25 protein-coding genes and 1 tRNA gene are annotated in these 26,712 nt (G+C 53.2%); 24 read left to right on the top strand and 2 right to left on the bottom strand.

The window, feature by feature from the left end:
* Positions 1-55 precede the first annotated feature (55 nt).
* From clpP to ACTIDN_RS05955, 24 genes are all read left to right on the top strand, one after another.
* Positions 56-721: an ATP-dependent Clp endopeptidase proteolytic subunit ClpP gene (clpP, locus tag ACTIDN_RS05840; protein ID WP_181015836.1), complete on the top strand. Its 666-nt coding sequence runs from the start codon at positions 56-58 to the stop codon at positions 719-721.
* Between the two features lie 117 nt (positions 722-838).
* On the top strand, positions 839-2,104 hold the full coding sequence (gene clpX / locus ACTIDN_RS05845) for an ATP-dependent Clp protease ATP-binding subunit ClpX (RefSeq protein ID WP_048838820.1): 1,266 nt from the start codon (positions 839-841) through the stop codon (positions 2,102-2,104).
* Positions 2,105-2,290: 186 nt separating this feature from the next.
* Positions 2,291-4,798, top strand: a complete 2,508-nt coding sequence (gene lon / locus ACTIDN_RS05850) for an endopeptidase La (RefSeq protein ID WP_441376314.1) — start codon at positions 2,291-2,293, stop codon at positions 4,796-4,798.
* Positions 4,799-4,941: 143 nt separating this feature from the next.
* The gene (locus ACTIDN_RS05855; protein WP_048838822.1) at positions 4,942-5,226 is read left to right on the top strand and encodes an HU family DNA-binding protein; all 285 of its coding nucleotides are present in this window, start codon (positions 4,942-4,944) and stop codon (positions 5,224-5,226) included.
* A 94-nt stretch (positions 5,227-5,320) separates the two neighbouring features.
* Positions 5,321-5,395: transfer RNA gene (locus tag ACTIDN_RS05860), tRNA-Val, on the top strand.
* A 228-nt stretch (positions 5,396-5,623) separates the two neighbouring features.
* Complete coding sequence (locus ACTIDN_RS05865; RefSeq protein ID WP_048838823.1) at positions 5,624-5,989, top strand: NADH-quinone oxidoreductase subunit A; 366 nt, start codon at positions 5,624-5,626, stop codon at positions 5,987-5,989.
* A 17-nt stretch (positions 5,990-6,006) separates the two neighbouring features.
* The gene (locus ACTIDN_RS05870) at positions 6,007-6,570 is read left to right on the top strand and encodes a NuoB/complex I 20 kDa subunit family protein (protein ID WP_415508149.1); all 564 of its coding nucleotides are present in this window, start codon (positions 6,007-6,009) and stop codon (positions 6,568-6,570) included.
* A 28-nt stretch (positions 6,571-6,598) separates the two neighbouring features.
* Complete coding sequence (locus ACTIDN_RS05875) at positions 6,599-7,225, top strand: NADH-quinone oxidoreductase subunit C (RefSeq protein ID WP_415508153.1); 627 nt, start codon at positions 6,599-6,601, stop codon at positions 7,223-7,225.
* On the top strand, positions 7,222-8,505 hold the full coding sequence (locus ACTIDN_RS05880; protein WP_441376315.1) for an NADH-quinone oxidoreductase subunit D: 1,284 nt from the start codon (positions 7,222-7,224) through the stop codon (positions 8,503-8,505). Before ACTIDN_RS05875 ends, ACTIDN_RS05880 begins: the two co-directional genes overlap by 4 nt.
* A complete protein-coding gene (locus ACTIDN_RS05885) occupies positions 8,502-9,146 on the top strand; it encodes a complex I 24 kDa subunit family protein (RefSeq protein WP_441376316.1) in 645 nt (214 codons plus the stop codon). Before ACTIDN_RS05880 ends, ACTIDN_RS05885 begins: the two co-directional genes overlap by 4 nt.
* 11 nt (positions 9,147-9,157) lie before the next feature.
* Positions 9,158-10,486, top strand: a complete 1,329-nt coding sequence (nuoF, locus tag ACTIDN_RS05890; protein WP_441376317.1) for an NADH-quinone oxidoreductase subunit NuoF — start codon at positions 9,158-9,160, stop codon at positions 10,484-10,486.
* A 4-nt stretch (positions 10,487-10,490) separates the two neighbouring features.
* The gene (gene nuoG / locus ACTIDN_RS05895; RefSeq protein ID WP_441376318.1) at positions 10,491-12,566 is read left to right on the top strand and encodes an NADH-quinone oxidoreductase subunit NuoG; all 2,076 of its coding nucleotides are present in this window, start codon (positions 10,491-10,493) and stop codon (positions 12,564-12,566) included.
* 5 nt (positions 12,567-12,571) lie between these two features.
* On the top strand, positions 12,572-13,597 hold the full coding sequence (gene nuoH / locus ACTIDN_RS05900; RefSeq protein ID WP_441376319.1) for an NADH-quinone oxidoreductase subunit NuoH: 1,026 nt from the start codon (positions 12,572-12,574) through the stop codon (positions 13,595-13,597).
* Between the two features lie 2 nt (positions 13,598-13,599).
* Positions 13,600-14,088 carry an NADH-quinone oxidoreductase subunit NuoI gene (gene nuoI / locus ACTIDN_RS05905; RefSeq protein WP_415508143.1) on the top strand — a complete coding sequence of 163 codons (489 nt, stop codon included), beginning with the start codon at positions 13,600-13,602 and terminating at the stop codon, positions 14,086-14,088.
* Between the two features lie 37 nt (positions 14,089-14,125).
* Positions 14,126-14,839 carry an NADH-quinone oxidoreductase subunit J gene (locus ACTIDN_RS05910; protein WP_441376320.1) on the top strand — a complete coding sequence of 238 codons (714 nt, stop codon included), beginning with the start codon at positions 14,126-14,128 and terminating at the stop codon, positions 14,837-14,839.
* Positions 14,836-15,159, top strand: coding sequence for an NADH-quinone oxidoreductase subunit NuoK (gene nuoK / locus ACTIDN_RS05915; RefSeq protein WP_086651806.1), 324 nt, complete (start codon positions 14,836-14,838; stop codon positions 15,157-15,159). The genes ACTIDN_RS05910 and nuoK overlap by 4 nt, the downstream gene beginning before the upstream one ends.
* A gap of 8 nt (positions 15,160-15,167) precedes the next feature.
* Positions 15,168-17,108 carry an NADH-quinone oxidoreductase subunit L gene (gene nuoL, locus ACTIDN_RS05920; protein WP_441376321.1) on the top strand — a complete coding sequence of 647 codons (1,941 nt, stop codon included), beginning with the start codon at positions 15,168-15,170 and terminating at the stop codon, positions 17,106-17,108.
* A gap of 61 nt (positions 17,109-17,169) precedes the next feature.
* A complete protein-coding gene (nuoN, locus tag ACTIDN_RS05925; RefSeq protein WP_441376322.1) occupies positions 17,170-18,621 on the top strand; it encodes an NADH-quinone oxidoreductase subunit NuoN in 1,452 nt (483 codons plus the stop codon).
* Between the two features lie 9 nt (positions 18,622-18,630).
* Positions 18,631-19,392, top strand: a complete 762-nt coding sequence (locus ACTIDN_RS05930; RefSeq protein WP_441376323.1) for a biotin--[acetyl-CoA-carboxylase] ligase — start codon at positions 18,631-18,633, stop codon at positions 19,390-19,392.
* A complete protein-coding gene (locus ACTIDN_RS05935; protein WP_415508138.1) occupies positions 19,376-20,188 on the top strand; it encodes a type III pantothenate kinase in 813 nt (270 codons plus the stop codon). Before ACTIDN_RS05930 ends, ACTIDN_RS05935 begins: the two co-directional genes overlap by 17 nt.
* Before the next feature lie 8 nt (positions 20,189-20,196).
* Positions 20,197-21,843 carry a ribonuclease J gene (locus tag ACTIDN_RS05940; protein WP_441376324.1) on the top strand — a complete coding sequence of 549 codons (1,647 nt, stop codon included), beginning with the start codon at positions 20,197-20,199 and terminating at the stop codon, positions 21,841-21,843.
* A gap of 152 nt (positions 21,844-21,995) precedes the next feature.
* Entirely contained in the window at positions 21,996-23,312 is a 1,317-nt protein-coding gene (gene proS / locus ACTIDN_RS05945; RefSeq protein ID WP_415508137.1) for a proline--tRNA ligase, read from the top strand.
* A gap of 2 nt (positions 23,313-23,314) precedes the next feature.
* Positions 23,315-24,562, top strand: a complete 1,248-nt coding sequence (locus tag ACTIDN_RS05950; RefSeq protein WP_415508136.1) for a lipoprotein-releasing ABC transporter permease subunit — start codon at positions 23,315-23,317, stop codon at positions 24,560-24,562.
* Positions 24,555-25,238, top strand: a complete 684-nt coding sequence (locus ACTIDN_RS05955; RefSeq protein WP_441376325.1) for an ABC transporter ATP-binding protein — start codon at positions 24,555-24,557, stop codon at positions 25,236-25,238. Before ACTIDN_RS05950 ends, ACTIDN_RS05955 begins: the two co-directional genes overlap by 8 nt.
* Before the next feature lie 22 nt (positions 25,239-25,260).
* Here the strand turns inward: ACTIDN_RS05955 and ACTIDN_RS05960 are convergent, their stop codons facing one another.
* Positions 25,261-26,097, bottom strand: a complete 837-nt coding sequence (locus ACTIDN_RS05960; protein WP_441376326.1) for a class I SAM-dependent methyltransferase — start codon at positions 26,095-26,097, stop codon at positions 25,261-25,263.
* A gap of 77 nt (positions 26,098-26,174) precedes the next feature.
* The gene (locus tag ACTIDN_RS05965; RefSeq protein WP_415508133.1) at positions 26,175-26,660 is read right to left on the bottom strand and encodes a glutathione peroxidase; all 486 of its coding nucleotides are present in this window, start codon (positions 26,658-26,660) and stop codon (positions 26,175-26,177) included.
* Positions 26,661-26,712: the final 52 nt, after the last annotated feature.

The raw sequence follows: 26,712 nt of genomic DNA on the forward strand, positions 1-26,712 counted from the left end.
AACGCCCGTATGCTTAACGGGCGCGGGAGTGGGTTTGTGCAGGTTTTTTACGGGAATGACTAACATGAGGGATCGTGATCCCGTTGAGATTTTCAGCAACGCTATGGTACCCATGGTGGTCGAACAGACCTCAAGGGGTGAGCGGGCATTCGATATCTATTCCCGCCTGCTTCAGGAGCGAATCATTTTTCTCACAGGCCCGGTCTATGACCAAGTGGCTTCTCTGATCTCTGCTCAGCTTCTTTATCTTGAAAGCGTAAACCCCACGAAGGAAATTTCCTTCTACATCAACAGCCCTGGTGGCGTGGTGTCTGCGGGTCTGGCTATCTACGACACCATGCAATATATCCGCAGCCCGGTGAGCACTGTGTGTATCGGTCAGGCTGCTTCCATGGGGTCTCTGCTGCTTGCCGGTGGAGAGAAGGGACGGCGTTTTGCGTTGCCTAATGCTCGCGTTATGGTGCACCAGCCTTCTGGCGGCGCGCAGGGGCAGGCAAGTGATATTGAAATTCAGGCCAAAGAAATTCTTATCATTCGTCAGCGTCTGAATGAAATCTATCGTGAGCATACGGGACAGACTCTGGAAGATATTGAACAGAAGCTGGAACGCGATAGTTATATGTCAGCAGAGGAAGCTCAGGCTTTCGGTATTGTTGACACAGTCATCACGCACCATAAGGCGACTGAAGACACGGCAAAAAAGGATAAAGACCATCCTTAATCTGGTGTACAGCAACACTCCTGTTACAATGCAGGGGTGGTCCACCTTCTGGGTGGATAAGCCTAGCAACGCGGCCCTCGGTTATCTGAGGCCTGGGATGATCGAGGGAGTGGGCTCATGAACGCGAAGTCCGGTGATTCCAAGAACACGCTTTACTGCTCTTTCTGCGGTAAATCACAGCATGAAGTGCGGAAGCTGATCGCTGGTCCGACCGTGTTCATCTGTGACGAATGCGTCGAACTCTGCATGGATATTATCCGTGAAGAGCACAAGACGACATTGGTCAAATCCCGCGAAGGTGTGCCAACACCTAAAGAGATATGCAAGGTTCTGGATGACTATGTTATTGGTCAGTTTGAGGCCAAAAAGGTCCTCTCTGTCGCGGTGCATAATCATTACAAACGTCTGACACAGGCTACCAAAAGCAACGATGTCGAGATTGCAAAATCCAACATCATGCTTATTGGTCCTACGGGTTCGGGTAAGACGCTGCTTGCACAAACGCTGGCACGTATTCTTGATGTTCCCTTTACTATGGCAGACGCTACAACACTGACAGAAGCTGGCTATGTTGGGGAAGATGTTGAAAACATCATTCTCAAACTGCTTCAGGCGTCTGACTATAATGTTGAGCGGGCGCAGCGCGGCATTGTCTACATCGATGAAATCGACAAGATTTCACGTAAGGCAGAAAACCCGTCCATCACGCGTGATGTCAGCGGTGAGGGTGTGCAGCAGGCGCTGCTCAAACTGATGGAAGGCACGGTTGCCTCCGTTCCTCCACAGGGTGGGCGCAAGCATCCGCAGCAGGAATTCCTTCAGGTTGATACCACCAACATGTTGTTTATCTGTGGTGGTGCATTTGCCGGTCTGGACAAGATTATCTCCGCACGTGGCAAAGGGTCAGGTATTGGCTTTGGTGCTGATGTGCGTTCTTCCGATGAACGCCGGACAGGGGAAATTCTGCAGGACGTTGAACCAGAAGATCTGATGAAATTTGGTCTGATCCCCGAATTTATCGGTCGTCTACCGGTTCTGGCTACGTTGGGTGACCTTGACGAAGCAGCGCTGATCAAGATTTTGAGCGAACCTAAAAATGCTCTGATCAAACAGTACCAGCGTTTGTTCCAGATGGAAGATGTCAAGCTGACCTTCACGGATGACGCCATGAAGGCCATTGCAGATCGTGCCATTAAACGGAAAACGGGTGCACGTGGGTTGCGGTCCATTATGGAAAGCATCCTGATGTCTACCATGTTTGATCTGCCAGGATTGAACACGGTGGAAGAAGTGGTTGTAAACCGGGACGTGGCGGAAGAAAAAACCAGCCCTGTCTATGTTTACGGTAAAAACAAGGAAGCCCCTGCTGAGCAATCAGCCTGAGGGGAGAGGTACAAAAGCCAGTAGAGAGTAAATTTCTACTGGCTTGGTTTTTCTATAAGCCCATTGCTAAATGGGTCATTCGTAACGACATGTAGAGGCGGAGGCCTTTTTGGTGCCTCTACGGGCCTAGGGGCATGCCGCAAGCGGGTGCCTTGGCCTGGATCGTCCTTGAAGGAGGTCATGGTTATGGCTGAAGAAAAGAAACCAGCAGTCAAGCGCAAGCGTAAGGCTCCGGCCAAAGAGCAGGCCTCACACGTTGTGTCTGCCGCGCCCGTATCAGACGAATCTGTAGCAACAGCAGTTCCACCTAAAAACAATCGCGTGGCCGTTCTTCCTCTGCGCGATATCGTGGTTTTTCCTCACATGATTGTTCCGCTTTTTGTGGGGCGCGAAAAATCCGTCAAGGCGTTGGAATCTGTTACGCGTGAAGACCGCCAGATCCTTCTGGTCGCCCAGAAAGATGCTGCCCAGGATGATCCGGGTGTAGATGATGTGTATCGTTTTGGTACCGTATCCACCATTCTCCAGTTGCTGAAGCTGCCCGATGGCACCGTAAAAGTGCTGGTGGAGGGGGTGCGTCGTGCCAAGGTAAAAGAACTGCACGATATCGACGGGCATTTTGAAGCGGAAATTGAGGAAATTTCTGAACAACCGGCCGCCGGGCCGGAGGCGGAAGCCCTTGGGCGTTCCATTATTTCCCAGTTTGAAGACTACATTAAGCTTAACAAGAAAATTGCGTCTGAAGTTCTGGTCTCTCTCAACCAGATCACGGACCTTTCCAAACTTGTTGATACGGTTGCCAGTCATCTGAACCTCAAGATTTCTGAAAAGCAGGAAATTCTTGAAGCACCAACCGTCATGCAGCAGATGGAAAAAGTTTTCGCTCATATTGAGGCGGAAATTGGTGTTCTTCAGGTTGAGAAAAAAATCCGCAACCGCGTCAAACGCCAGATGGAGAAGACCCAGCGCGAGTACTATCTGAATGAGCAACTCAAAGCCATTCAGAAAGAGTTGGGTGAAGGCGAAGACGGCAAAGACGAAACCACCGAGATAGAAGAACGTATCGCTAAAACCAAGCTTTCCAAGGAAGCACGGGAAAAAGCGATTGCCGAACTGAAGAAGCTGCGTGGCATGAGCGCCATGTCTGCCGAATCAACGGTCGTACGGAACTATCTGGACTGGATTCTGGGTATCCCCTGGAAAAAGCGGACCAAAGTTCGGCACGATCTGGCTGAAGCTGAGACTATTCTGGATACTGACCACTACGCGCTGGATAAAGTGAAAGAGCGTATTCTCGAGTATCTGGCGGTCCAGAGCCGTTCTCAGAAACTCAAAGGCCCGATTCTCTGTCTGGTGGGGCCTCCCGGTGTGGGTAAGACGTCTCTGGCGCGGTCTATTGCTAAGGCTACGGGCCGCCAGTACGTGCGGATGTCACTGGGTGGCGTGCGTGATGAAGCCGAAATTCGGGGGCATCGTCGTACGTACATTGGCTCCATGCCCGGCAAAATTGTGCAGGGCATGAAAAAGGCCAAGGTGTCCAACCCGCTCTTCCTGCTGGACGAAATTGATAAACTGGGTGCCGACTGGCGCGGAGATCCGGCTTCCGCACTGTTGGAAGTACTGGATCCGGAGCAGAACAGCACCTTTGCCGATCATTATCTGGAAGTGGATTATGATCTGTCAGATGTGATGTTTGTCACAACGGCCAATAGCCTGAACATGCCACAGCCGCTGCTGGATCGTATGGAAATCATCCGGCTGTCTGGCTACACGGAAGACGAAAAGGTCGAAATCTGCCGTCGTCATCTTATTGCCAAGCAGGCAGAGGCTCATAACCTCAAGGCCAGTGAATGGTCGATCAGTGACGACGCTTTGCGTGACCTGATTCGCTACTACACGCGGGAAGCCGGGGTGCGTAGCCTAGAGCGTGAGATCGCTAATCTTGCCCGTAAGGTCGTGAAAGAGATTGTGACTGGTAAAGCCAAAAAAGTGGCTATCACCGTCCGTAATCTCGAAAAACTGGCTGGCGTTAAGCGTTTCCGTTACGGCGAGACCGAGGCCGAGGATATGGTGGGTATTGTCACCGGCTTGGCTTGGACCGAGGTGGGCGGCGAAATTCTGACTATTGAAAGCGTTATGGTTCCCGGCAAAGGCGGCATTGTCGAAACTGGGAAGCTGGGCGATGTGATGAAGGAGAGCGTGTCTGCCGCATTCTCTTATGTCCGCAGCCGGGCAACAACCTTTGGTATTGTTCCGACCCTCTTCGATAAGCGCAGTTTTCACGTTCATGTGCCTGAAGGTGCGACTCCTAAAGACGGGCCTTCAGCTGGCGTTGCCATGGCAACGTCTCTGGTTAGTGTCCTGACAGGTATACCTATTAGGCGTGATGTTGCCATGACAGGTGAGATCACACTGCGTGGGCGTGTTCTGGCAATTGGTGGATTGAAAGAGAAGCTTCTTGCTGCCGTAAGGGCAGGGATCAAGACGGTCTTTATTCCCAAGGATAACGAAAAAGACCTGACGGAAATTCCTGATTCTGTGAAGAAAGATCTGGAAGTTGTACCTGTCTCCCATGTGGATGAGGTTCTGGCACGTGCGTTAGTGCGGCAACCCAAACCCATTCACTGGGAAGAGGTGTCCGAACCTGTTCCGGGGGCGGAAGGAGTTAAGCCTGCTGCGGTGCTCCCGCACTGACAGGAAACAGCACTATGACGTCGATCTTTGCGCTTGATCGGTTGACGTAGCGAAAAACGGCTTCATAGTGCGACCGGGAAGCGGACAGGCGGAACCAAGCCGCCCGCCGCGCCAGCAATTGTGATACTTAAGAAAGGCGTAAAATGGATAAGCCGCTCAACAAGCAGGAACTCGTTGCGGCAGTAGCCGATGAGGCTGCTCTGCCAAAGGCGAAGGCTGGAGAAGTGGTCGACGCCGTATTCGGTGCTATCGAGAAAGCCCTTTCTGGTGGGCAGGAAGTTCGTCTTGTTGGTTTCGGTACGTTTGTGACCGCTACCCGTAAGGCAGCCAAAGGGCGTAACCCACGCACCGGCGAGGAAATTGATATTCCTGCTTCTACCTCTGTCCGTTTCAAGCCGGGCAAGGCACTGAAAGACGCCGTAAGCTAATTTCTTCAAAGAAAATAGTTTTTTTGGCGAACGGGCGGCAAAACCTTAAAAAAAGGGGTTGCCGCCCGTTTTCATTTGTGGCACATACTGCGGCGGGCGGTTAGCTCAGCGGTAGAGCGTCTCGTTTACACCGAGATGGCCGGGGGTTCGATCCCCTCACCGCCCACCATTTCACTTTTCAAGTGAAATTATGCAAGTAAGAGCTTCGGCTCTTACCTTCCATAAAAAAGTAAAAATCTGGTTATTAAGCTTTAATAATCAGAGTGATATCCCAAGTAATCACGGGAAAGTTCCCGCCAATACTGCGCTGAGGCATGGTTGTTCTGTGCGTCAGGGAGTAGTCTTGCCTGCAACACGTTTGGTTTCATAACCTTAACGAAAGCAGGAGCGCCCCCCAATGCAATCTGTTTTAGGTGACTACGCGCCAGTTCTCATATTTGGTGCCATTTCAGTAGTCATCGCAGCCGCCATGTTAGGTATGGCGTTGGTGAGTGGGCATCAGAAGCCTTATCCAGAAAAAACCACGGCATATGAATGCGGCTTTGAGGCTTTTGATGACGCCCGTCGCCGTTTTGATGTGCGGTTTTATCTGGTCGCTATTCTGTTCATTATTTTCGACCTTGAGGTCGCTTTCCTATTTCCTTGGGCGGTGAGCCTCTCTCGCATCGGGCTATTCGGCTTCTTGTCCATGCTGGGTTTCCTCAGCGTGCTGGGTATCGGCTTCCTGTATGAGTGGCGCAAAGGCGCGCTGGATTGGGATTGAAAGGGGAGACGCTGCCTATGTCTGAACAATCACATGATGATGTCGTGCTGTGGAACCGTGAAGCGCTGCCGCCGGGTCCGGAGCAGGATGCAGTGGTGCGCGGTATAACCGGCGCTATTGCCGAGAAGGGCTTTGTTGTTGCCAATCTCGACAAGCTGGTTAATTGGGGCCGTACAGGTAGCCTGTGGCCTATGTCGTTTGGTCTGGCTTGCTGCGCTGTGGAGATGATCCACGCTTACATGCCCCGCTATGACCTTGACCGTATGGGCATTATTCCGCGCGGCTCGCCTCGTCAGTCTGATGTCATGATTGTCGCAGGGACACTTACCAACAAGATGGCCCCGGTGCTGCGCCGGCTTTATGAGCAGATGGCAGAGCCCCGTTGGGTTATTTCTATGGGCTCTTGTGCCAATGGTGGTGGGTATTACCACTACTCTTATTCCGTTGTGCGAGGCTGTGACCGCATTGTGCCGGTTGACGTCTATGTGCCTGGCTGTCCGCCCACGGCGGAGGCGCTGATTTACGGTATCATGCTGCTTCAAAAGAAGATCCGTCGGACAGGGACAATCCTGCGTGGCTGAGCTTTCTCATACCCTGCAAGCTTCCCGCATGCAGGGGCAGATTGGTGCTATGGCGTTTACGCTAGCAACATCTTTGCCAGACATACACATGGCTGCGGTAGAAAAAGGCGAGCTGGTTGTAAAAACCACGCGGGAGCGGCTGCTTCCTCTCCTGACTTTGCTGCGGGATGACCCACGTTACCGCTTTGAGCAATTGATGGACCTATGCGGTGTAGATTACCCCAGCAGGCCCGAGCGGTTTGATGTGGTTTATAATCTGCTCTCGGTTACCCATAACCATCGTATTCGCGTTATCGTCACAACAGATGAAATTGCACCAGTGCCGTCAGTTCACCATTTGTGGCCGAGCGCCACCTGGTGGGAACGGGAATGCTATGATCTGTTCGGTGTGGTGTTTTCCGGGCAGCCGGATATGCGCCGCATTTTGACGGATGATGGTTTTGAGGATTTTCCTCTCAGGAAAGACTTTCCTCTGACTGGGTATGAGGAAGTGCGCTACGATGTTGAGAAGCGTCAGGTTGTAAAAGAACCTGTTTCTCTGACACAGGATTTCAGAGATTTTGATTTCGTGTCGCCGTGGGAAGGAATGCTTACACTCCCAGGTGATGAAAAAGCCCATGAGGTCAGGCAGGGTATCAAGAGGGCCCGTGGATGACAGAGTTTCAGAACACCCCTGATATGTCGGCTGAGACACTCCTCAAACAGGATATTCCTGAAACCCTTTTGCCTGATCAGCAGGTTGAAGGTGGCGCGCCTAGGCGTATTGTGGAGTTTGATTCTCACAAGCTCAACTTTGGTCCGCAACATCCGTCAGCGCATGGGGTGCTGCGGCTTGTGCTGGAACTGGAAGGGGAGGTGGTAGCGCGTGCAGATCCTCATATAGGACTGCTCCATCGTGGTACGGAAAAGCTGATAGAATATAAAAGCTATCAGAAAGCACTGCCATATTTTGACCGGCTGGATTATGCCTCCCCCATGTGTGAAGAGCAGGCTTTTGCTCTGGCTACAGAAAAGTTACTGGGGATTGATATTCCTGAGCGCGCCAAATGGTTGCGGGTGCTTTTTGCGGAAATCACCCGTATACTCAATCATATTCTCAATATTACCGCCATGGGGCTGGACTGTGGTGCCGTGACCCCGGCCTTGTGGGGATATGAAGAGCGTGAGAAGTTGCTGGAGTTTTATGAAGCCGCTTCAGGTGCCCGCTTTCATGCAAACTACTTCCGGCCTGGTGGCGTTGCGCGGGATATTCCGACGGAACTGGAAGACCGCATTGGCATCTGGTCCACAGAATTTCCGGCATGGATTGATGAGCTGGAAGGGCTGCTGACAGAAAACCGCATCTGGAAACAACGTACGGTTGGTATTGGTATTTTCACATCCGAACAGGCTTTGGCCTGGGGGTTTAGCGGCCCATGTTTGCGTGCTTCCGGTGTGCCATGGGACCTGCGGCGCAGTCAGCCTTATGACAATTACCACAAAGTTGATTTTAAAGTGCCAGTAACCCGGCAAGGTGATTGTTATGACCGCTACCTGGTTCGTATTCAGGAAATGCGAGAAAGCGTAAAGATTATTACGCAATGTCTTTCTTTTATGCGTCCGGGTGCCGTGAAGGTGCAAGACCCCAAATTCGCACCTCCGCCGCGTGCTGAAATGAAACGCTCTATGGAAGCGCTTATCCATCACTTCAAATTGTATAGTGAGGGCTATCACGTGCCGTCCGGAGCAACCTATACAGCAGTGGAAAGTCCTAAAGGCGAGTTTGGAGTGTATCTGGTGGCAGACGGCAGTAACAGGCCTTACCGCTGTAAAATACGTCCAACGGGCTTTGCTCATTTGCAAGCGCTGGATGAGCTGTCCCGTCGTGCCATGTTGGCAGATATGGTAGCTGTTCTTGGCTCGCTCGATCTTGTGTTCGGGGAGGTTGACCGTTGACATCATCTTGGAAACCGGCTGATCAGCCTGACGTTTTTTCTTTTGATGCGGCGTCAGAAACTGAAATTCAGACAGTTCTGGCTAAATATCCCCAAGCCCGCAAAGCCAGCGCTGTGATGCCTCTGCTTTATATCGCGCAAAGGCAGATGGCCCGTATGACCGGAAGCGCCTGGATACCACTCGTTGCGATGGACGAAATAGCACATAGGCTCGAGATGGCACCCATCCGTGTTTATGAAGTGGCTTCTTTTTACACTATGTTCAACACGCAACCGATTGGCCGCTATCATTTGCAGGTCTGCACGACTACACCCTGTTGGTTACGTGGTTCCGATGATGTGACGCATGCTTGCAAAAAGGCAACTGGTATTAACAGCTTTGGCGAAACCAGCCATGACGGCTTGTTTACTCTGACGCAGGTTGAGTGTCTGGGCGCGTGCTCAAATGCGCCGATTTTGCAAGTTGATGATGATTTCTATGAAGATATGGATGCCTCCAGCACGGAAGCTCTGATTGCTGCGTTAAGAGACGGTACCAGACCGCCCGCGGGACCGGCCATAAACCGTAAGGGTTCTGCGCCAGAAGGTGGGCGCAAGACCTTGCTGGAAACAGCAGACCCCACACCTTCAGTCACGCAGTAGGAGGGACGGGCATGTTGCAGGATAAAGACCGTATTTTCACAAATCTATATGGTCAGAATGACTGGAAACTGGCTGGCGCCCGCCAGCGTGGGGATTGGCACGACACCGCGGCCATTCTTGCTAAAGGGCGGGATGCCATTCTGGCGGAAATGAAAGCTTCTGGTTTGCGCGGGCGTGGTGGTGCAGGTTTTCCCACCGGGCTTAAATGGTCTTTCATGCCAAAGCAGGCAGATGGCCGGCCAAGCTATCTGGTCATTAATGGCGATGAGTCAGAGCCCGGCACCTGCAAAGACCGCGAGGTCATGCGGCACGAACCTCATAAGTTAATAGAAAGCGCTCTTATTGCGTCTTTCGCTATGGGGGCGCACGCCGCTTATATTTATATTCGTGGCGAGTTTTTCCGCGAGGCAGAGCATCTTCAATATGCGGTGGATGAAGCCTATGCAGCAGGACTTCTTGGTCCCAATGCTGCCGATACCGGCTGGGATTTTGATTTCTATATCCATCGTGGCGCCGGTGCGTATATTTGTGGCGAAGAGACAGCGTTGCTGGAAAGCCTTGAAGGTAAAAAAGGCCAGCCCCGCATGAAGCCACCGTTCCCGGCGGGTGTTGGGCTTTATGGGTGCCCAACCACAGTCAATAACGTGGAAAGTATTGCGGTTGCCTCAACCATTTTGCGGCGCGGTGGGGCGTGGTTTTCCAGTTTGGGGCGTCCCAATAACGCTGGAACCAAACTCATGGCTATTTCCGGGCACGTAAACACACCATGCGTGTTTGAGGAAGAGCTAGGCGTTCCGCTCAAAGAGATTATCCAAAAACACGGTGGCGGCGTGCGCGGTGGGTGGGACAATCTGCTGGCTGTTATTCCAGGCGGATGTTCCGTGCCAGTGCTTCCAAAATCGGTCTGTGAAACTGTTTTGATGGACTATGATAGCTTGCGGGCCGAACGCTCCGGTTTGGGCACTGCCTGCATGATTGTGATGGACCGTTCAACCGATATTATTGAAGCGATTGCCCGCTTCTCCCGCTTTTTCAAGCACGAAAGCTGTGGCCAGTGCACACCCTGCCGGGAAGGGACTGGGTGGATGATGCGCATGATGGACCGCATGGTGCAGGGCCGCGCAGAACTGGAGGAGATTGATCTGTTGGAGCAGGTCACCCGGCAGGTGGAAGGTAATACCATCTGTGCATTAGGGGATGCTGCGGCATGGCCTATTCAGGGACTTATCAGGCATTTCAGGCCGGAAATGGAAGCCCGTATCCAGCACTATAAGGCAGCTTTGGGCAGCACCGGACTTGTTCAGGTGCCAGCCCAGATTATGCCCGTAGCAGCGGAGTAAAATTATGGTCAGGGTCATTGTTGATGGCACGCCAGTAGATGTGCCGCCAGGTTCTAGCGCCCTTCAGGCCTGTGAAGCCGCGGGCAAGGAAATACCACGCTTCTGCTACCATGAACGGCTGTCTGTTGCGGGCAACTGCCGTATGTGTCTTGTGCAGGTAGTACGTGCCCCCAAGCCTGTTGCGTCCTGCGGTTTTCCAGTTGCGGATGGTATGGAAATCCTGACAGATACGGAGGTTGTACGCCGTGCCCGGCGGGCGGTTATGGAGTTCCTGCTTATCAATCACCCGCTGGATTGCCCCATCTGCGATCAGGGCGGCGAGTGTGACTTGCAGGATCAGGCTTATGGCTATGGCACTGGTGTTTCCCGGTATCAGGAAGCCAAGCGCGCCGTAACGGATAAAGATCTGGGGCCTTTGGTTAAAACGGTCATGACGCGCTGCATTCAATGCACACGTTGCGTTCGTTTTACGACCGAAGTTGCCGGTACACCAGAACTTGGCATGGTCTCTCGTGGGGAAAATGCCGAGATTACAACATATGTCGAAAAAGCCCTGACATCCGAACTTTCGGGCAACCTCATTGATATTTGCCCCGTGGGCGCACTGACAGCCAAGCCTTCGGCTTTTCGCGCTCGCTCATGGGAATATAAAAAGACAGATAGCATTGATGTCATGGATGCTGTGGGCACAAACATTCAGGTGCAGGCCCGCGGCGGGGAGGTAATGCGTATTGTCCCCCGTGTTAATGATGCTGTGAATGAAGAATGGCTGTCAGATAAAGGCCGTTTCTCCATTGATGGCCTTAAACGCAGGCGGCTGGATCAGCCTTGGGTGCGCGTGCATGGCAAGTTACACAAGGCTTCATGGCAGGAAGCTTTTGTGTCTCTCGCCCGCAGGCTTGAGGGTGTGCCGGGCGAGCGCATTGGTGCTCTTGCTGGAGACCTTTGTGATGCAGAAAGCTTGTGCGCTCTTAAAGACCTTATGACCGCACTTGGTTCAGCCAATATAGACTGCCGTCAGGATGGCGCATGGTACGATACGTCACAGCGCTCTGGTTACCTGTTTAATAGCGATATCAGTGGGATTGATGATGCGGATGCCCTTCTGCTGATCGGGACAAACCCACGGTATGAGGCACCCGTGCTTAATGCACGTATTCGCAAACGATTTTTACGAAGCGGGCGCGGTAACTTTCCAGTGGCTGCATTGGGCGTGCCGACATGTGACCTGACCTATCCTGTTGAAATGCTAGGTGAGGGGCCGGAGGGCCTTAAAGCCCTTCTGGATGGATCTCACGCTTTCACGGATATACTTAAAAACGCCAAACGGCCCATGATCATTGTAGGACACGGAGCTTTAACCCGTCCGGATGCAAAAGCGATTTATACAGCCGCTTACAGCTTGGCGCAGCAGGTGGGTGCCTGTGCGGAGGGGTGGAACGGTTTTAACATTCTGCATACAGCAGCATCACGTGTGGCTGGTTTAGACATTGGTTTTCTGCCCGGCCAACGTGGTCTGGCGAGCCCCAACATGCTTCGCGGTGGTGTGGAAGTGCTCTGGCTGCTCGGGGCTGATGATTTTCCGTTAGAGAAAATAGGGCCTGAGACTTTTGTGGTCTATCAAGGCCATCATGGTGATGCCGCTGCTGCGCGGGCGGATATTATCCTCCCCGGTGCCGCTTATACCGAAAAACCCGGCACATACGTTAACACGGCAGGACGTGTGCAGCGCGCCTTCAGGGCTATTTTCCCGCCTGGCCAAGCCAAGGAAGATTGGCGCATTATACGAGCCTTTTCTGAGGTGGTGGGGCACACATTGCCTTATGATACTCAGGACGGTGTACGGGCGCGAATGGCAGAGTTGAACCCGGTTTTTGCAACAGGGGGCATGGCAGCATCTGGCCGTCTGTCAGGGCAGGTCTGCGTGGAACATCCGGCATTGTCTGATCTGACAGGCTATCCCTTCCGGGAAGTTGTTACGGACTATTACCAGACAAACGCCATAAGCCGTGCCAGCCCAACCATGGCGGAATGTTCCCGCGTGTATGGCCCGGCACATGCTGCCGTGGCAGCGGAGTAGAGGCCATGGCGTATTTCTTTTATCACACGCTGGCTGGCCAGATTATCCTGATGGTGCTGGAAACGCTGGCGGTTCTGGTGCCCTTGCTTCTGGGGGTTGCGTACCTTACCCTTATGGAGCGTAAGGTTATGGCGGCCATGCAACGCCGCCGTGGCCCCAACGTGAATGGCCTGTTTGGTCTGTTGCAGGCCTTTGCAGACGCTATCAAGATGATTTTTAAGGAAACGGTTATTCCCGCCGGGGCCAACCGTGCCTTGTTTCTGTTTGCGCCATTCCTGACTTTCTCTCTGGCCATGGTGGCTTGGGCGGTTATCCCCACGGGTAACGGGTTGGCTGTTGCCAACATCAATGTGGGTATCCTGTACCTGCTGGCAATTTCGTCTCTCGGTGTTTACGGCATTATCATTGCTGGGTGGGCATCCAACTCCAAATACGCCTTCATGGGGGCCATGCGCTCGGCTGCGCAGATGGTCTCTTATGAAGTGTCCATAGGCCTAATTATCGTATCAGTGCTGTTGGCTGTTGGTAGCCTGAATCTGAACGATATTGTGCTGGCACAGCGCCATATCTGGTTCTGTCTGCCCATGTTTCCAATGTTTATTGTCTTCTTCATTTCAGCGTTGGCAGAAACAGGTCGTGCGCCATTTGACTTGCCAGAAGGCGAAAGCGAATTGGTGGCTGGGTTTTTTGTTGAGTATTCGTCGCTGGCTTTCGGCCTGTTCTTCTTAGGCGAATACGCAAACATGATCCTTATGTCCTCCATGGTCAGCATTCTGTTCCTTGGTGGCTGGCTTCCTCCTTTAGGACTTGCACCTTTTACATGGGTGCCGGGGCCGCTGTGGCTCATTTTCAAAATTCTGTTCTGTCTGTTCGTATTTATCTGGGTGCGCGCCACATTCCCGCGTTTTCGGTATGACCAGTTGATGCGTCTTGGCTGGAAGGTTTTCCTGCCTTTGTCTCTGGTGTGGATGATAGCAACAGCGGCCTTTCTCATGGCCACGGGTTTGCTGCCGCAGGTTGGGGGTGTTTGACCATGAAGACTCTTAAAAACACTTTGCGCTCCTTCCTGCTGGTGGAGCTTGCCGCCGGTATGGCAGCCACATTCAAAATGATGTTCCAGCCGAAAGCCACCATTAACTATCCTTATGAAAAAGGGCCTCTCTCGCCTCGCTTCAGGGGGGAGCACGCTTTGCGCCGCTACCCTAATGGAGAGGAGCGCTGCATTGCCTGTAAACTGTGCGAGGCAACATGCCCTGCCGAGGCCATAACCATCGACGCCGAAGAACGTGATGATGGTTCCCGCCGCACAACGCGCTACGACATTGATATGACCAAGTGCATTTACTGCGGTCTGTGTGAGGAAGCGTGCCCTGTGGATGCCATTGTAGAAGGCCCGAACTACGAATTTGCGACCGAAACACGGGAAGAGCTGTTGTACGACAAGGACAAACTGCTCGCGAATGGAGACCGCTGGGAAGCCTTGCTGGCCCGGCGTCTGGAACTTGACGCACCGTACCGCTGAACGGTGTGCAGGTTATAGCAGGGCAGGAGATAGATAGATGATACCGCAGCTTGTTTTTTACGTCTTTGCAACGGTGCTTCTGGTTTCAGCAATTATGGTCATAAGTGCGCGAAACCCTGTGCATTCGGTGCTTTTTCTTATTCTGGCTTTTTTTAACGCCGCAGGCCTTTTTCTTGTAGCAGGTGCCGAATTTCTGGCCATGCTGCTTGTCATTGTTTACGTGGGTGCGGTGGCGGTTCTCTTCCTGTTTGTCGTCATGATGCTGGACATAGACTTCACAAAAATGCGTGAAGGCTTGCAGCATTATGCGCCAATTGGCGCGTGCGTGGGTGGAGTTCTGTTTTTTGAACTCATCATGGCGTTCAGTGACTGGAAGATGGCGCCAGCTTCCACCATAGCACCGCTTACCGGTGCGCCCGGCCTTACCAACACGGCCGCTCTGGGCACACTGATCTATACGCATTATGTCCTGCTATTTCAGGCCTGCGGTCTGGTCTTGCTGGTCGCCATGATCGGCGCAATCGTGCTCACCCTGCGTGATACCGGTATGGGCCGACGCCAAATTATTGACCGGCAACATGCCCGCACCCCAGCGGACACTCTTGAACTGGTAGATGCTCCCCTCGGGGCAAGTGTCTCCGCTCAGGGTGGTTTTCTACGTCCGCATCACTCGTATCATGAAACATCAGTGCCCGGCTCTTACGCGTCAGGCGGGATGATAGAGGCAGAGAAAAGGGAGGAAGAGGCATGACCTCGGCAATCGCCCCCATTGGGCTTATGCCCTATCTTGTTGTGAGTGCTGCCCTGCTGGTGCTTGGCGTGTTCGGGATTTTTCTGAACCGTAAAAACGTCATCATCATTCTCATGTCCATGGAACTCATTCTTCTGGCGGCCAATCTCAATTTTGTCGCGTTTTCGTCCGCGCATGGAGATTTGTCAGGTCAGGTTATGGTGCTTTTCGTGCTGACTATTGCTGCGGCAGAAGCCGCCATTGGTCTGGCTATCGTTACTGTCTATTTCCGCAACCGTGGCTCCATTCAAGTTGAAGACGCCACGATGATGAAGGGGTGAGCACCACCATGCAAACCGATCTTCACCTGTTTGCCGCGGCAATTTTTCTACCTCTTGCGGGGGCAGGTATTGCAGGGCTGGGCGGTCGTCTCATTGGCGATAGTCTGGCAAAGCTTGTCACGTTGAGTTGCATGGCGGTTGCTACCTTGTGCGGCGTACTGGCCCTCTGCCAAGGCTGGAGCTCAGGTTTTGCACCCCATGCCCTGCTGGTCTCTGACTGGATCAACGCTGGTGGCTTTGAGGCACGCTGGATGCTGCGCTTTGACACATTATCCGTCACCATGACGGCGATGGTGCTGAGTGTCTCATTGCTCGTGCATTGCTACAGCCTGGGGTATATGAGCCATGAAACCATGCCGGTTTACCGGTTTTTCGCTTATCTTTCCCTGTTTACCTTTGCCATGCTCATGCTGGTATCGTCCAATGACCTTGTTCAGCTGTTTTTCGGTTGGGAAGGGGTGGGTTTGGCCAGTTATCTGCTGATTGGATACTGGTACGACCGGCCATCGGCCACGGCAGCCGCCATCAAGGCCTTTGTCGTCAACCGTGTGGCTGACCTGTTTTTTCTTGTCGGTATTGGCCTGATTTACGTGCTGTTCCACACAGTGCAGTACGATGCCATTTTCGCATCGGTGCCGCATGTTCTGGGCAGTGAGTATGCTGTGTTTGGCACGTCTTTCAGTATGGTTGAACTTATCTCTCTCCTGCTGTTTATCGGAGCTATGGGTAAATCGGCCCAGTTGTTTCTGCACACATGGTTGCCAGACGCTATGGAAGGGCCAACCCCCGTATCTGCCCTTATTCATGCAGCAACAATGGTGACCGCCGGGGTGTTCCTCATGGCGCGGGTCTCACCTTTGCTAGAGTTTGCGCCGGGTACGCGGAATTTCATTCTTTTTATTGGTGCAACAACCTGCTTTTTTGCCGCAACCGTGGGTATGGTACAGCCGGATATCAAACGCACCATTGCCTACTCCACCTGTTCGCAGCTTGGTTATATGTTTGCAGCTGTTGGCGTGGGAGCTTATCAGGCATCCGTTTTTCATCTGACAACACATGCCTTTTTCAAAGCCCTGCTGTTTCTGGGCGCGGGTTCGGTTATTCATGCCATGCATGATGAACAGAACATGTTCCGTATGGGCGGGCTGTGGAAAAAACTGCCTCTGACATACGGTGCCATGTGGGTTGGGAGCCTAGCATTGGCCGGGGTATTCCCATTTGCGGGCTACTGGTCAAAAGATGCCATTCTCAACGCTTTATGGGCTAACCAGACAGGGATGAGCCATTACGCTTGGGTGCTGGGTACCGTTACGGCGTTTATCACTGCTTTTTATAGCTGGCGTCTGCTTCTTCTGGTTTTCCACGGAAGCCCTGCCAACGTGGCAGCGCGAGATGCTGCGCATGAAAGCCCGATCAGCATGAGCCTGCCTCTGGTTGTGCTCTCTCTCGGTGCCGTCATTGCTGGTGTTGTTCTGGCGCCCTTCTATATTGGGCAGGGGCAGGACCTGTTCTGGCATGGTACAATTTTCAATGCGCCCGGTAACCGGATCATGGAAAATTTTGAGCATGTTCCGTCTATCATCAGCCTCATGCCGTCTCTGGCCGGGCTAGCTGGCATAGCTGTTGCTTATGTCTGCTACAGCATGGCACCGCGCCTACCTGCACAAATGGCTGGTGCGTTCCGTCCACTTTATGTGTTTCTGCTGAACAAATGGTATTTTGACGAGCTTTACGCATTTATTTTTGTCAAACCCTACAAAGCCATCGCCCGGACGCTCTGGAAAAATGGAGAGGAAGGCGCAGTGGAAGGTCTTCCTCGTGATCTGGTTCGGCTGACGTCTCAAAGTGCTGCACAGGCTGTACGGATGCAGACGGGCTCAATAGCCATTTATGCTTTTACCATGCTGGCTGGCCTCGTGGTGCTCCTTACTGTGGCGTTGTGCGGTTAGGGAGGAAAATCATGCCTTCACAGTTTTCCTCTCATATCGGTTACGGACGGAGCGCTGCTCAATGACCCCCAATGCAGTAAACTGGTCTCTGGCAATTCCGGAAATTGGCTTGGCCCTGTCCGGGCTGCTTATTCTTGTCATCGGTGTGTTGCAAAGACGCGGGGAAGGGTTTTTCCCCTGTGCCACGCTTACAATCGCGGCATTCATAGGGTGCGGGTTTCTGGTCGCACTCTCGCCCGATGGTGTGGCGTATGCGGGCACCTTTATTAACGACAGCTTTGCGCGTTTCATGAAGGAACTGGCCCTTATTGGCGGATTGCTGGCAACGGTAGTAACGGTTGGCTACCAAGGGGAGGCACGCGGCGAGCACGCTTCGCTTCCCTTTGAAACACCCATTCTTATGCTGTTCTCTACCTTGGGTGCCATGATCATGGCGTCTTCCGGTAACCTGATGACGCTATTTGTGGGTTTGGAGCTGTCTTCACTCTCCATTTATATTTTGTGTGCGTTGGAGCGGGATAACGTTAGGTCTTCTGAGGCCGGGTTAAAATATTTTGTACTCGGGTCTCTGGCTTCAGGCTTGCTGCTGTACGGTATGTCGCTCATTTATGGCTATGCTGGCACCATGGATTATGCTGGCCTGCTGACGGCTATTGGTAGTGAAGAGAGCCTCCCGCTTGGCCTGATGGTCGGGATAGTTTTTGTTGTTGTCGGGCTGTGCTTCAAATTATCCGCTGTGCCTTTTCATATGTGGACGCCTGATGTGTATCAGGGCGCACCAACGCCCGTTACGGCTTATATGGCCAGTGCCCCCAAGTTTGCTGCGTTTGCGCTGTTCCTGCGGGTTATGACAGGGCCATTCGGCACCATGGCCCCGCGCTGGCAAATTCTGGTAGAACTCGTCTCACTGCTGTCCATGGTTTATGGAGCGCTGGCGGCCATTCCTCAAACAGACATCAAGCGGCTTATGGCATACTCGTCCATCGGACATATGGGCTACGCCATGATGGGGCTTGCCTCGGCCTCAGCCGCTGGCGTGCGGGCTACGCTCATTTATCTGGCGGCCTATCTTGTCATGAACGCTGGCGTGTTTGCTGTTATTGCCACCATGCAGCGTAAAGGCCATGAAGTAACCACAATAGCTGATCTGGCAGGGCTGGGGCGTAGGGAGCCCGGGCTTGCCGCTGCTTTGGCTATTTTCATGTTCAGCATGATTGGTGTGCCGCCTCTTGCCGGGTTTTTTGGCAAGTTCATGGTGTTTGCCGCTGCTTGGCAGTCACATCTTTACGCACTGGTTGCCATTGGTGCTCTGTCCAGCATCGTGGGGGCTTATTACTACCTACGGGTTGTCAAAGTTTTGTACTTTGAAGAGAGCGCAGAGGCATTTGACCGACCGGCCACCACCTTATTGTTTGTAACCGGGGGTATGAGCGTAGCGACAGTGCTCTTTATTCTGGCGCTTGGTCCGCTTATGACTGTAGCCCAGCACGCAGCACAGGCATTGGTTGGGTAAGGACCGGGAATGAAGGCAGTTTGTCCGCCATGGCGGTTAGAATGTTACGATGAACTGACTTCAACCTCAGATGTCTGCATGGAGCGTGTGCGTGCTGGGGAGCCGCCGGGCTTGGCGCTTTTGGCCCTCCGCCAGACCAAGGGGCGGGGAAGCCGCGGGCGGAATTGGGTTGACCCCGGCCGAAGTCTGGCCCTTTCCATGACGCTGGATGCAGACTGTATTCCCCTGAAAGCGCTTGGCGGCTGGCCTTTTGTTGCGTCCCTCGCATTTTATGAGGGGCTGGCGGACGTTGTTCCCTCTGCCCGGACACATCTGAGCATCAAGTGGCCTAACGATATTTTGCTGAATGGGCAGAAGCTGGGCGGTATTCTGATAGAGCAGGATGGACAGTCCCTTATCATCGGGATGGGGGCCAATCTGGCACAAGCGCCGGATGCGCAAACAATCGGTCGGCAGGCAGCTTCTCTGGCGCACTACGGCACCCCAGAACCCTGCTTGGTAGCGGAGGCTATCTTACGTCAGATGTCTCGTTGGTGTGCAGTCTGGGCGGAGCAGGGCTTCTCTGTTTTGTGTTCAGAATGGCTTTCAAGGGCACATCCTGTTGGCACGCCTCTTGTGGTAAAGGGCGGGACTACTTATGAACAGGGTCTCTTTGCAGGATTGGCCCCCGATGGGCGGCTCCTGCTTGAAACGGAAAATGGAATGAAAATGATAGCGACAGGGGACATCCTGCTATCATCACAGGAGGTCGGCGGTGCTGCTCGTCATTGATGCTGGAAACACCAATGTTGTGTTTGCTGTGTATGATGGCGCTAAGTGGCAGGGCACATGGCGTATTACCATGCAGGCCCAGCGCACGTCTGACGAATATGCGGTCTGGCTTCTGGCCCTGCTGAAAATGCAGGGTATTTCTGCCGATGATATTGAGGGCGCGGTGATAGGAACCGTTGTGCCAGCCGCTCTCTATCATTTGCGTACACTATGCCGCCAGTGGTTTGCAGTTGAGCCTCTTCTGGCCTCAGCCCGGCTGGACTGGGGTTTTGCAATCAAGATGGACAATCCTGACGAAGTTGGGGTGGACCGTCTTTTAAATGGACTTGCGTCACACCATCTCTATGGTGGGCCGTTGACGGTTATAGATTTTGGGACAGCCACGACCTTTGATGTGGTCGATGCAGAAGGGAATTATTGCGGCGGCGTTATTGCACCAGGCATCAATCTGTCTGTTGAAGCCCTCCATCAGGCGGCAGCACGGCTGCCACGTATTGGTGTGGGGCGTCCAGTGGTTGATTCCGTTATTGGGCGTAACACTGTCACAGCCATGCGCTCAGGGGTTTTCTGGGGGTATGTCGGTTTGATTGAGGGGATCGTTGAGAGGATCAGGAAGGAGGTCGGGCAGGATATGAAAGTGCTCGCGACCGGTGGTCTGGCTCCGCTCTTCTCTGAAGGAACGACGGTCTTTGACCATGTGGATTCAATGCTGACCCTGAACGGGCTGCGGATATTGGCGGGGCGGAATCCCTTGCCGCGTCTCACACCAGAAAAAGATCTTTTGACAGAAGGATAGTTAAACGAATGACTGAACAGACCGGCGATTTCGCCTTTCTGCCTTTGGGTGGAACGGGCGAGATCGGCATGAATCTTAACCTCTATCGTCTTGGGGAAACCTGGCTGGCGATAGATTGTGGTATTGGTTTTAGCGGGAATGACACACCGGAAGCTGAAATTCTGGTGCCAGACCCCACCTTTATTGTTGAGCGCCGTGACCAGTTGGCCGGGTTGGTCATTACCCATGCGCATGAGGATCATATTGGGGCCGTAGCGCATATATGGCCGCTTCTTCAGTGCCCGGTTTATGTCACCCCGTTTGCAGGCTCCGTCCTACGGCGCAAGTTGGGTGAAGCCCGGTTGTTGAATGAAGTCCCCATTCATACCATCCCGTGTGGCGGGACGTTTGATGTCGGGCCTTTCAATCTTGAATTCATACCCGTTACCCATTCTGTGCCAGAAGCACAGGCTGTTGTATTGCGTACGCCCGCTGGTGTTGTGGTGCACACTGGTGACTGGAAGCTTGACCCTGACCCACTGGTAGGCCCGCCGACTGACACCAAACGCCTGAAAGAGGTGGGTGATGAAGGTGTGATCGCGTTGGTGTGTGACAGCACCAACGTCATGAAATCTGGTCCGTCCCAGTCGGAAGCTGAAGTGCGTCGGAGCATGACGGACCTCATCAGCAGCCTTAAAGGGCGTATTGCCGTAACATGCTTTGCGTCCAACGTGGCACGCGTGGAAAGCATTGCCATGGCGGCCCAGTCTGCTGGCCGTACAGTTGTGCTGGTCGGACGCTCCTTGCGGAATCTGGACGTTTCAGCGCGGGAATGTGGATATCTGTCCGGCGTACTGCCCTTCCTGACCGAGCAGGATGTGAATGACCTGCCAGACGATCAGATTGTAATGATCATCACCGGCAGTCAGGGTGAACCACGTTCTGCTCTGTCTCGTATCTCGCTCGATATTCACCCGAACATTTCTCTGGGTGAGGGTGATACCGTTATTTATTCTAGCCGCATGATTCCCGGTAATGAACGGGCTATCATGGCAGTGCAGGATAATCTGTCCCGCCGTGGCGTACGCGTTATTACCGATAAAGAGCATTTCGTGCATGTGTCCGGCCACGCGACCGGTGATGATGTGCAGGCCATGTATGATCTGGTGCGTCCGCAGTTTGCTGTGCCGGTTCATGGCGAGTGGCGTCACCTGACGGCTCATGCTGCACTGGCGCAAGACAAAGGCATTACCCCTATTCTTCTGGAAGATGGCGACATCCTTCGCCTTGCTCCCGGCAAGGCAGAAGTGGTGGATACCGCACCCAGTGGCCGTCTGGCTCTGGATGCAGGGCGTCTGCTCCCCATGAATGGTGGTGTGTTGGCTGCCCGCCGTAAAATGTTGTTCAATGGTGTGGTAATTGCCAGCTTTGCCGTGGATGACGAAGGCTTTGTGATTGGCGAGCCAAAAATCAGCGCCCCCGGCCTGCTTGAGCCAGATGATCTGGAAAGTGTGCGCGTGCGCGAAGAGTTTGCGAACGCCATTGATGTTATTCCCGACGAATTGCGGGGTGATGATCAATCTTTCCGCGATGCAGCAAAAACGGCATTGCGTCGTGCATTAGGGCGCAAACTGCAAAAACGCCCATTGGTGGATGTCCATGTGCTGCGTGTCTGACGCAGCCTCCACCTCATATAAGATGCTGTAAAAAAGGAAGCCCGCTTTGCGCGGGTTTTCTTTATGGCTACAGTGTTTTAGAGCAGAACGTTCCACATAGTGTTTTCTGCGGCTCCTTCTTGGGCCGCTTCCAGACAAGGCTGAGCATAACCATGCGTCTTTCGCGCAGTTTCCTCCCCACGCTTAAAGAAAATCCGGCAGAAGCCCAGATTGTCTCGCATCGTCTGATGTTGCGGGCTGGCCTTATTCGCCAGACAGCTTCTGGTATTTATGCGTGGTTGCCCGCAGGGCTCAAGGTTCTGCGCAATATCAGCCAGATCGTGCGCGAAGAGCAGGATCGGGTTGGCGCACAGGAAGTGCTTATGCCCACGCTTCAGTCTGCTGACCTCTGGAAACGCTCAGGCCGTTACGATGCCTACGGCCCGGAAATGCTGCGTATTCAGGACCGCCACAAGCGTGACCTGCTGTACGGGCCAACTAATGAGGAAATGATTACAGACCTGTTTGCACAGGGTGTGAAGTCCTACAAAGATCTGCCACAGGTTCTGTACCATATTCAGTGGAAATTTCGTGATGAAGTCCGCCCCCGTTTTGGTGTGATGCGTGGCCGCGAATTCCTGATGAAAGATGCCTACAGCTTTGATCTGGATTACCAGAGTGCTGTGGCAAGCTATCACCGCATGATGCTGGCATACCTGCGTACCTTCCAGCGTTTGGGTGTTCGAGCAGTGCCTATGCGTGCCGATACAGGCCCAATTGGTGGTGAACTGAGTCACGAATTCCTGATTCTGGCCCCGACCGGGGAAAGCGGCGTGTTTTACGATGCAGCGCTTGAAGATCAGGATTGGCTGGACGCCCCTGTGGATGTGAACAGCCAGCGTGAACTTGAAGCTTTTTATGAGCGTGTGACAACACCTTATGCCGCTACGGACGAAATGCACGATACCGCTGCATGGGATGCTGTACCTGAAGACCGCCGCCGGGAAGGGCGCGGGGTTGAAGTTGGGCATATTTTCCATTTTGGTACCAAATATACCAAGGCAATGGATGTCAGCGTCGTTGGCCCTGACGGCACACAAATTTATCCGGAAATGGGGTCTTACGGTATTGGGGTCTCCCGTCTGGCAGGCGCTATTATCGAAGCCAGCCATGACGAAAACGGGATTATCTGGCCGGACGCAGTAGCGCCTTTCAAAGCGGCTATCCTGAACCTGAAAGTTGGTGATGAAACCTGTGATGCCCTGTGCGAGCAGATTTATAACACCAATACGGAAGCGTTTCTGTACGATGATCGCACGGATCGTGCCGGTGCCAAGTTTGCTGATGCCGACCTGATGGGGCATCCGTGGCAAATTGTCGTTGGCCCACGTAGCGCAAAAGAAGGTCGTGTTGAACTGAAGCGCCGTGCCACAGGCGAGCGCCACGACCTGAGCGTGGATGATGCTCTGGCTCTGGTTCTGGCAGGCTGAACATGTTTGGCCCCTTTGAGCGCGCCATAGCAGGCCGCTACTTGCGGGCAAGGCGCGGAGAGCGCTTTGTTTCCGTTATTGCTATTTTCTCGCTGGTCGGGATTGCGCTCGGGGTGGCCACACTCATCATCGTCATGGCGGTGATGAACGGGTTTCAGGCAGACCTGATGGATCGCATCCTTGGTTTGAATGGAGACCTGAGCATTTACGGCGCGGGCCGGACCATCTCCCACTATGAGGAGGTGACAGACCGGGTAAAAAAAGTGCCGGGTGTCATAAGCGCTACGCCTCTGGTTGAAGGTCAGGTTCTGCTCAGCGCTGGGTCGTTCAATTCCGGTGGTGTTGTGCATGGCATGACCAAGCAGGGGCTGCTGGACCTTAAGTCTGTCAGTTCTTCCCTGATTGCAGGCTCTCTGGATGATTTTCAGGGCGATGATGCCGTTGCAGTAGGCGTCACGCTGGCATCCCGCGCAGGGTTAAGCATTGGCTCACGCATCACTCTGGTCTCACCGGAGGGCGCGGCAACGGCATTTGGTACGGTGCCGCGTGTGCGGGCCTATCATATCGTTGCTATTTTTGATGCGGGCGTGAATGACTACAACGCAAGTTACGTCTTTCTGCCCATGCATGCAGCCCAAGTCTATTTCCAGATGCCTGATAAAGTGACCCAAATTCAGGTCATGGTGCAGGATGCCCAGAATATTCGCCCTGTCACCATGCGGATTGTGAACGCAGTGGGAGATCCCGGCCTGCGGGTGCTGGATTGGACCAATGCCAATAATGCCCTGTTTGGCGCGGTGCAGGTGGAGCAGAACGTCATGTTCCTTATTCTTGCACTTATTATCCTTGTCGCAGCCTTTAACGTTATTTCCTCTCTCATCATGATGGTGAAGGACAAAACAGGCGACATAGCTGTCCTGCGGACCATTGGTGCCAGCCGTGGCGCCATTATGCGTATTTTTCTGATGTGCGGCGCATCCGTAGGGGTCACGGGCACAGTTGCAGGCACGTTGCTGGGCGTTGTTTTTTGTCTCAATATTGAGCGTATTCGTCAGGTGCTTCAGTCTCTTACAGGTACCAACCTGTTTAATCCGGAAGTGTATTATCTGACACATCTGCCCGCCAAACTGGTTTGGACGCAGGTGGGTGAAGTTATTGCTATGGCGCTTACGCTGTCACTTCTGGCAACCCTTTATCCATCCTGGCGTGCTGCCCGCACGGACCCAGTGGAGGCTCTGCGTCATGAGTGATGTGGTTCTGCGCCTTTCAGGCGTAAAAAAAACCTACCAAAGCGGGGAGGATGGGTCGCTTCCCATTCTACAAGGAGCAGATTTTACCCTGCATGCGGGAGAACTGGTTGCTCTGGTTGCCCCCTCTGGGACCGGGAAATCCACATTGCTACATCTGGCTGGTCTGCTCGATACGCCAGATGAGGGTACGGTGGAGATTTGCGGCCAGAATACGTACGGCATGGCCGATGCAGGCCGTACAGCGTTGCGGCGTGACCAGATAGGCTTTGTGTATCAGTTTCATCATCTTCTGGCAGAATTTACGGCGCAGGAAAATGTGATGCTGCCGCAAATGATAGCTGGTGTGCATAAGGCAGAGGCGCGCACTAAAGCTCAGGACCTACTTGGTCTATTTGGTTTATCCCACCGCGTTAAACATTTGCCGGGCAAGCTGTCTGGTGGGGAGCAACAGCGTGTGGCTATTGCCCGCGCGTTTGCCAATAATCCCGCCTTGCTGCTGGCAGATGAGCCTACAGGAAACTTGGACGTCCGTACGGCCGATGGCGTATTTGACGAATTGCTGGCAGCCGTACGTGGCAAGGGGCTGGCTGCGCTGGTAGCAACTCATAATGAGGAGTTACTTGCCCGTATGGATCGTGTCATCACGTTGCAGGATGGCTTGATCGTCTCGCGTTAAAACAACGGGAAAAGCTCAGTTCTTAATTGTTGTGCGTCCGTGCACACACTACGTGAGGGCTGGCTTTTTGGGTGGCATGGACAGGTGGCCACCCAAAATATGATGCTATGCGGTTTCTGTCAAAATCAAGAATGTCGTCAAATCCAGTATTTTGGAGGAGGGAGTGCATCTCCTCAGGCTGGAATCGGCTTATCCAAGGTTCCCCAAAAGACTCAACCAGCTTGCTGCGCTTTTCCATAAGGGCGCGGTGATGCCCAGAGTAATTTTCTATGGGCTCGCCATAGTCAAAAACAATTTCAGAATCCGGAAATATGGCCGCAGACTGTAAAGTGTTTTCTATGCTGGAACGCGATAAATAGGGCACCACCCCCAGCCACGAAAAAAATACAGGTTGTGTCGTGTTTATCCCTGCGGTGATCAGGTCTTTTATCAGAGTAACTGTCTCAAAATCGACTGATACAAAAATGAGGGAAGAGGGAACGCATAAGCCTAAGCTTGCAAGATGTCTCTGTTTCCAGACATGCATGGCAGGAGAATCAACTTCAAAAAACGTCACATTTTTATGGCTACAGGGCCCGCGTAAGCCCAACGTCTCTAGTCCGCCACCAAGGATAACCACCTGTTTGGTGCCGCGTTTGACGGCGTTAGCCAGTTTATCTTCTGCTATTCTGCTTCTGATGGCTAAAAAGGATCGAAAACTTTTTTCGCCTGGTTGGTCATGTGTCAGGTCTGGGTCTTGTTCATCAAGACCAAGTATGGGGCAGGCGAGTGGGTCTGGAAAAATAGTGCCACGGTCCAAAATCTGATGTTTGGCTCGGTGCTGCGCTACACGCCATGCAGTTGTGCTGGGACAGTCCATATCCGCTCTCTTGGCTCAAAAAATTTAAGCACTATCCGAGTATGACACACTTTCTCTTCTGCATGGCGGCATCGTTCCTAGCCGTTGAGCAGCACGCGTTCGATGGCATCGCGTACACGCGGGGAGGTAGGAGGCGTCACGCTGCTAAACCAGGCCACAGGTTTGCCGTGCTTATTAATAAGATACTTATAAAAATTCCATCGTGGGCGGGCTAGGAAACCGCATTCCGTGTTCAGCCACTGGAACAGGGGTATGGCATTGCTCCCTTTCACAGGGGAACGTGCTGCCATGGGAAAACTTACCCCGTAATTGCGGTGGCAAAAGCTGGCAATGTCAGAGGATGTACCGGGTTCCTGCTGCCCGAAGTCATTGCTTGGCACGCCAATGACCATCACTCCGGCTTTCTTGAATTGCGACCACACGGACTGTAACCCTTCATATTGAGGGGTAAAACCGCATTTTGATGCCGTGTTGACAATAAGAAGAGGGTGACCGCGATACGCGCTCAGATCCAGCGTGCCACCTTCAAGACCGGGAAGGGTGAAGTCGTAAGCTGTTGTCATGGATATATTGCCCTCTTTTGTTACCAGGCCCGTAAGGGTAGACCCTGCATAC

The sequence above is a fragment of the Acetobacter sp. genome (assembly GCF_052102375.1).
GTDB lineage: Bacteria > Pseudomonadota > Alphaproteobacteria > Acetobacterales > Acetobacteraceae > Acetobacter.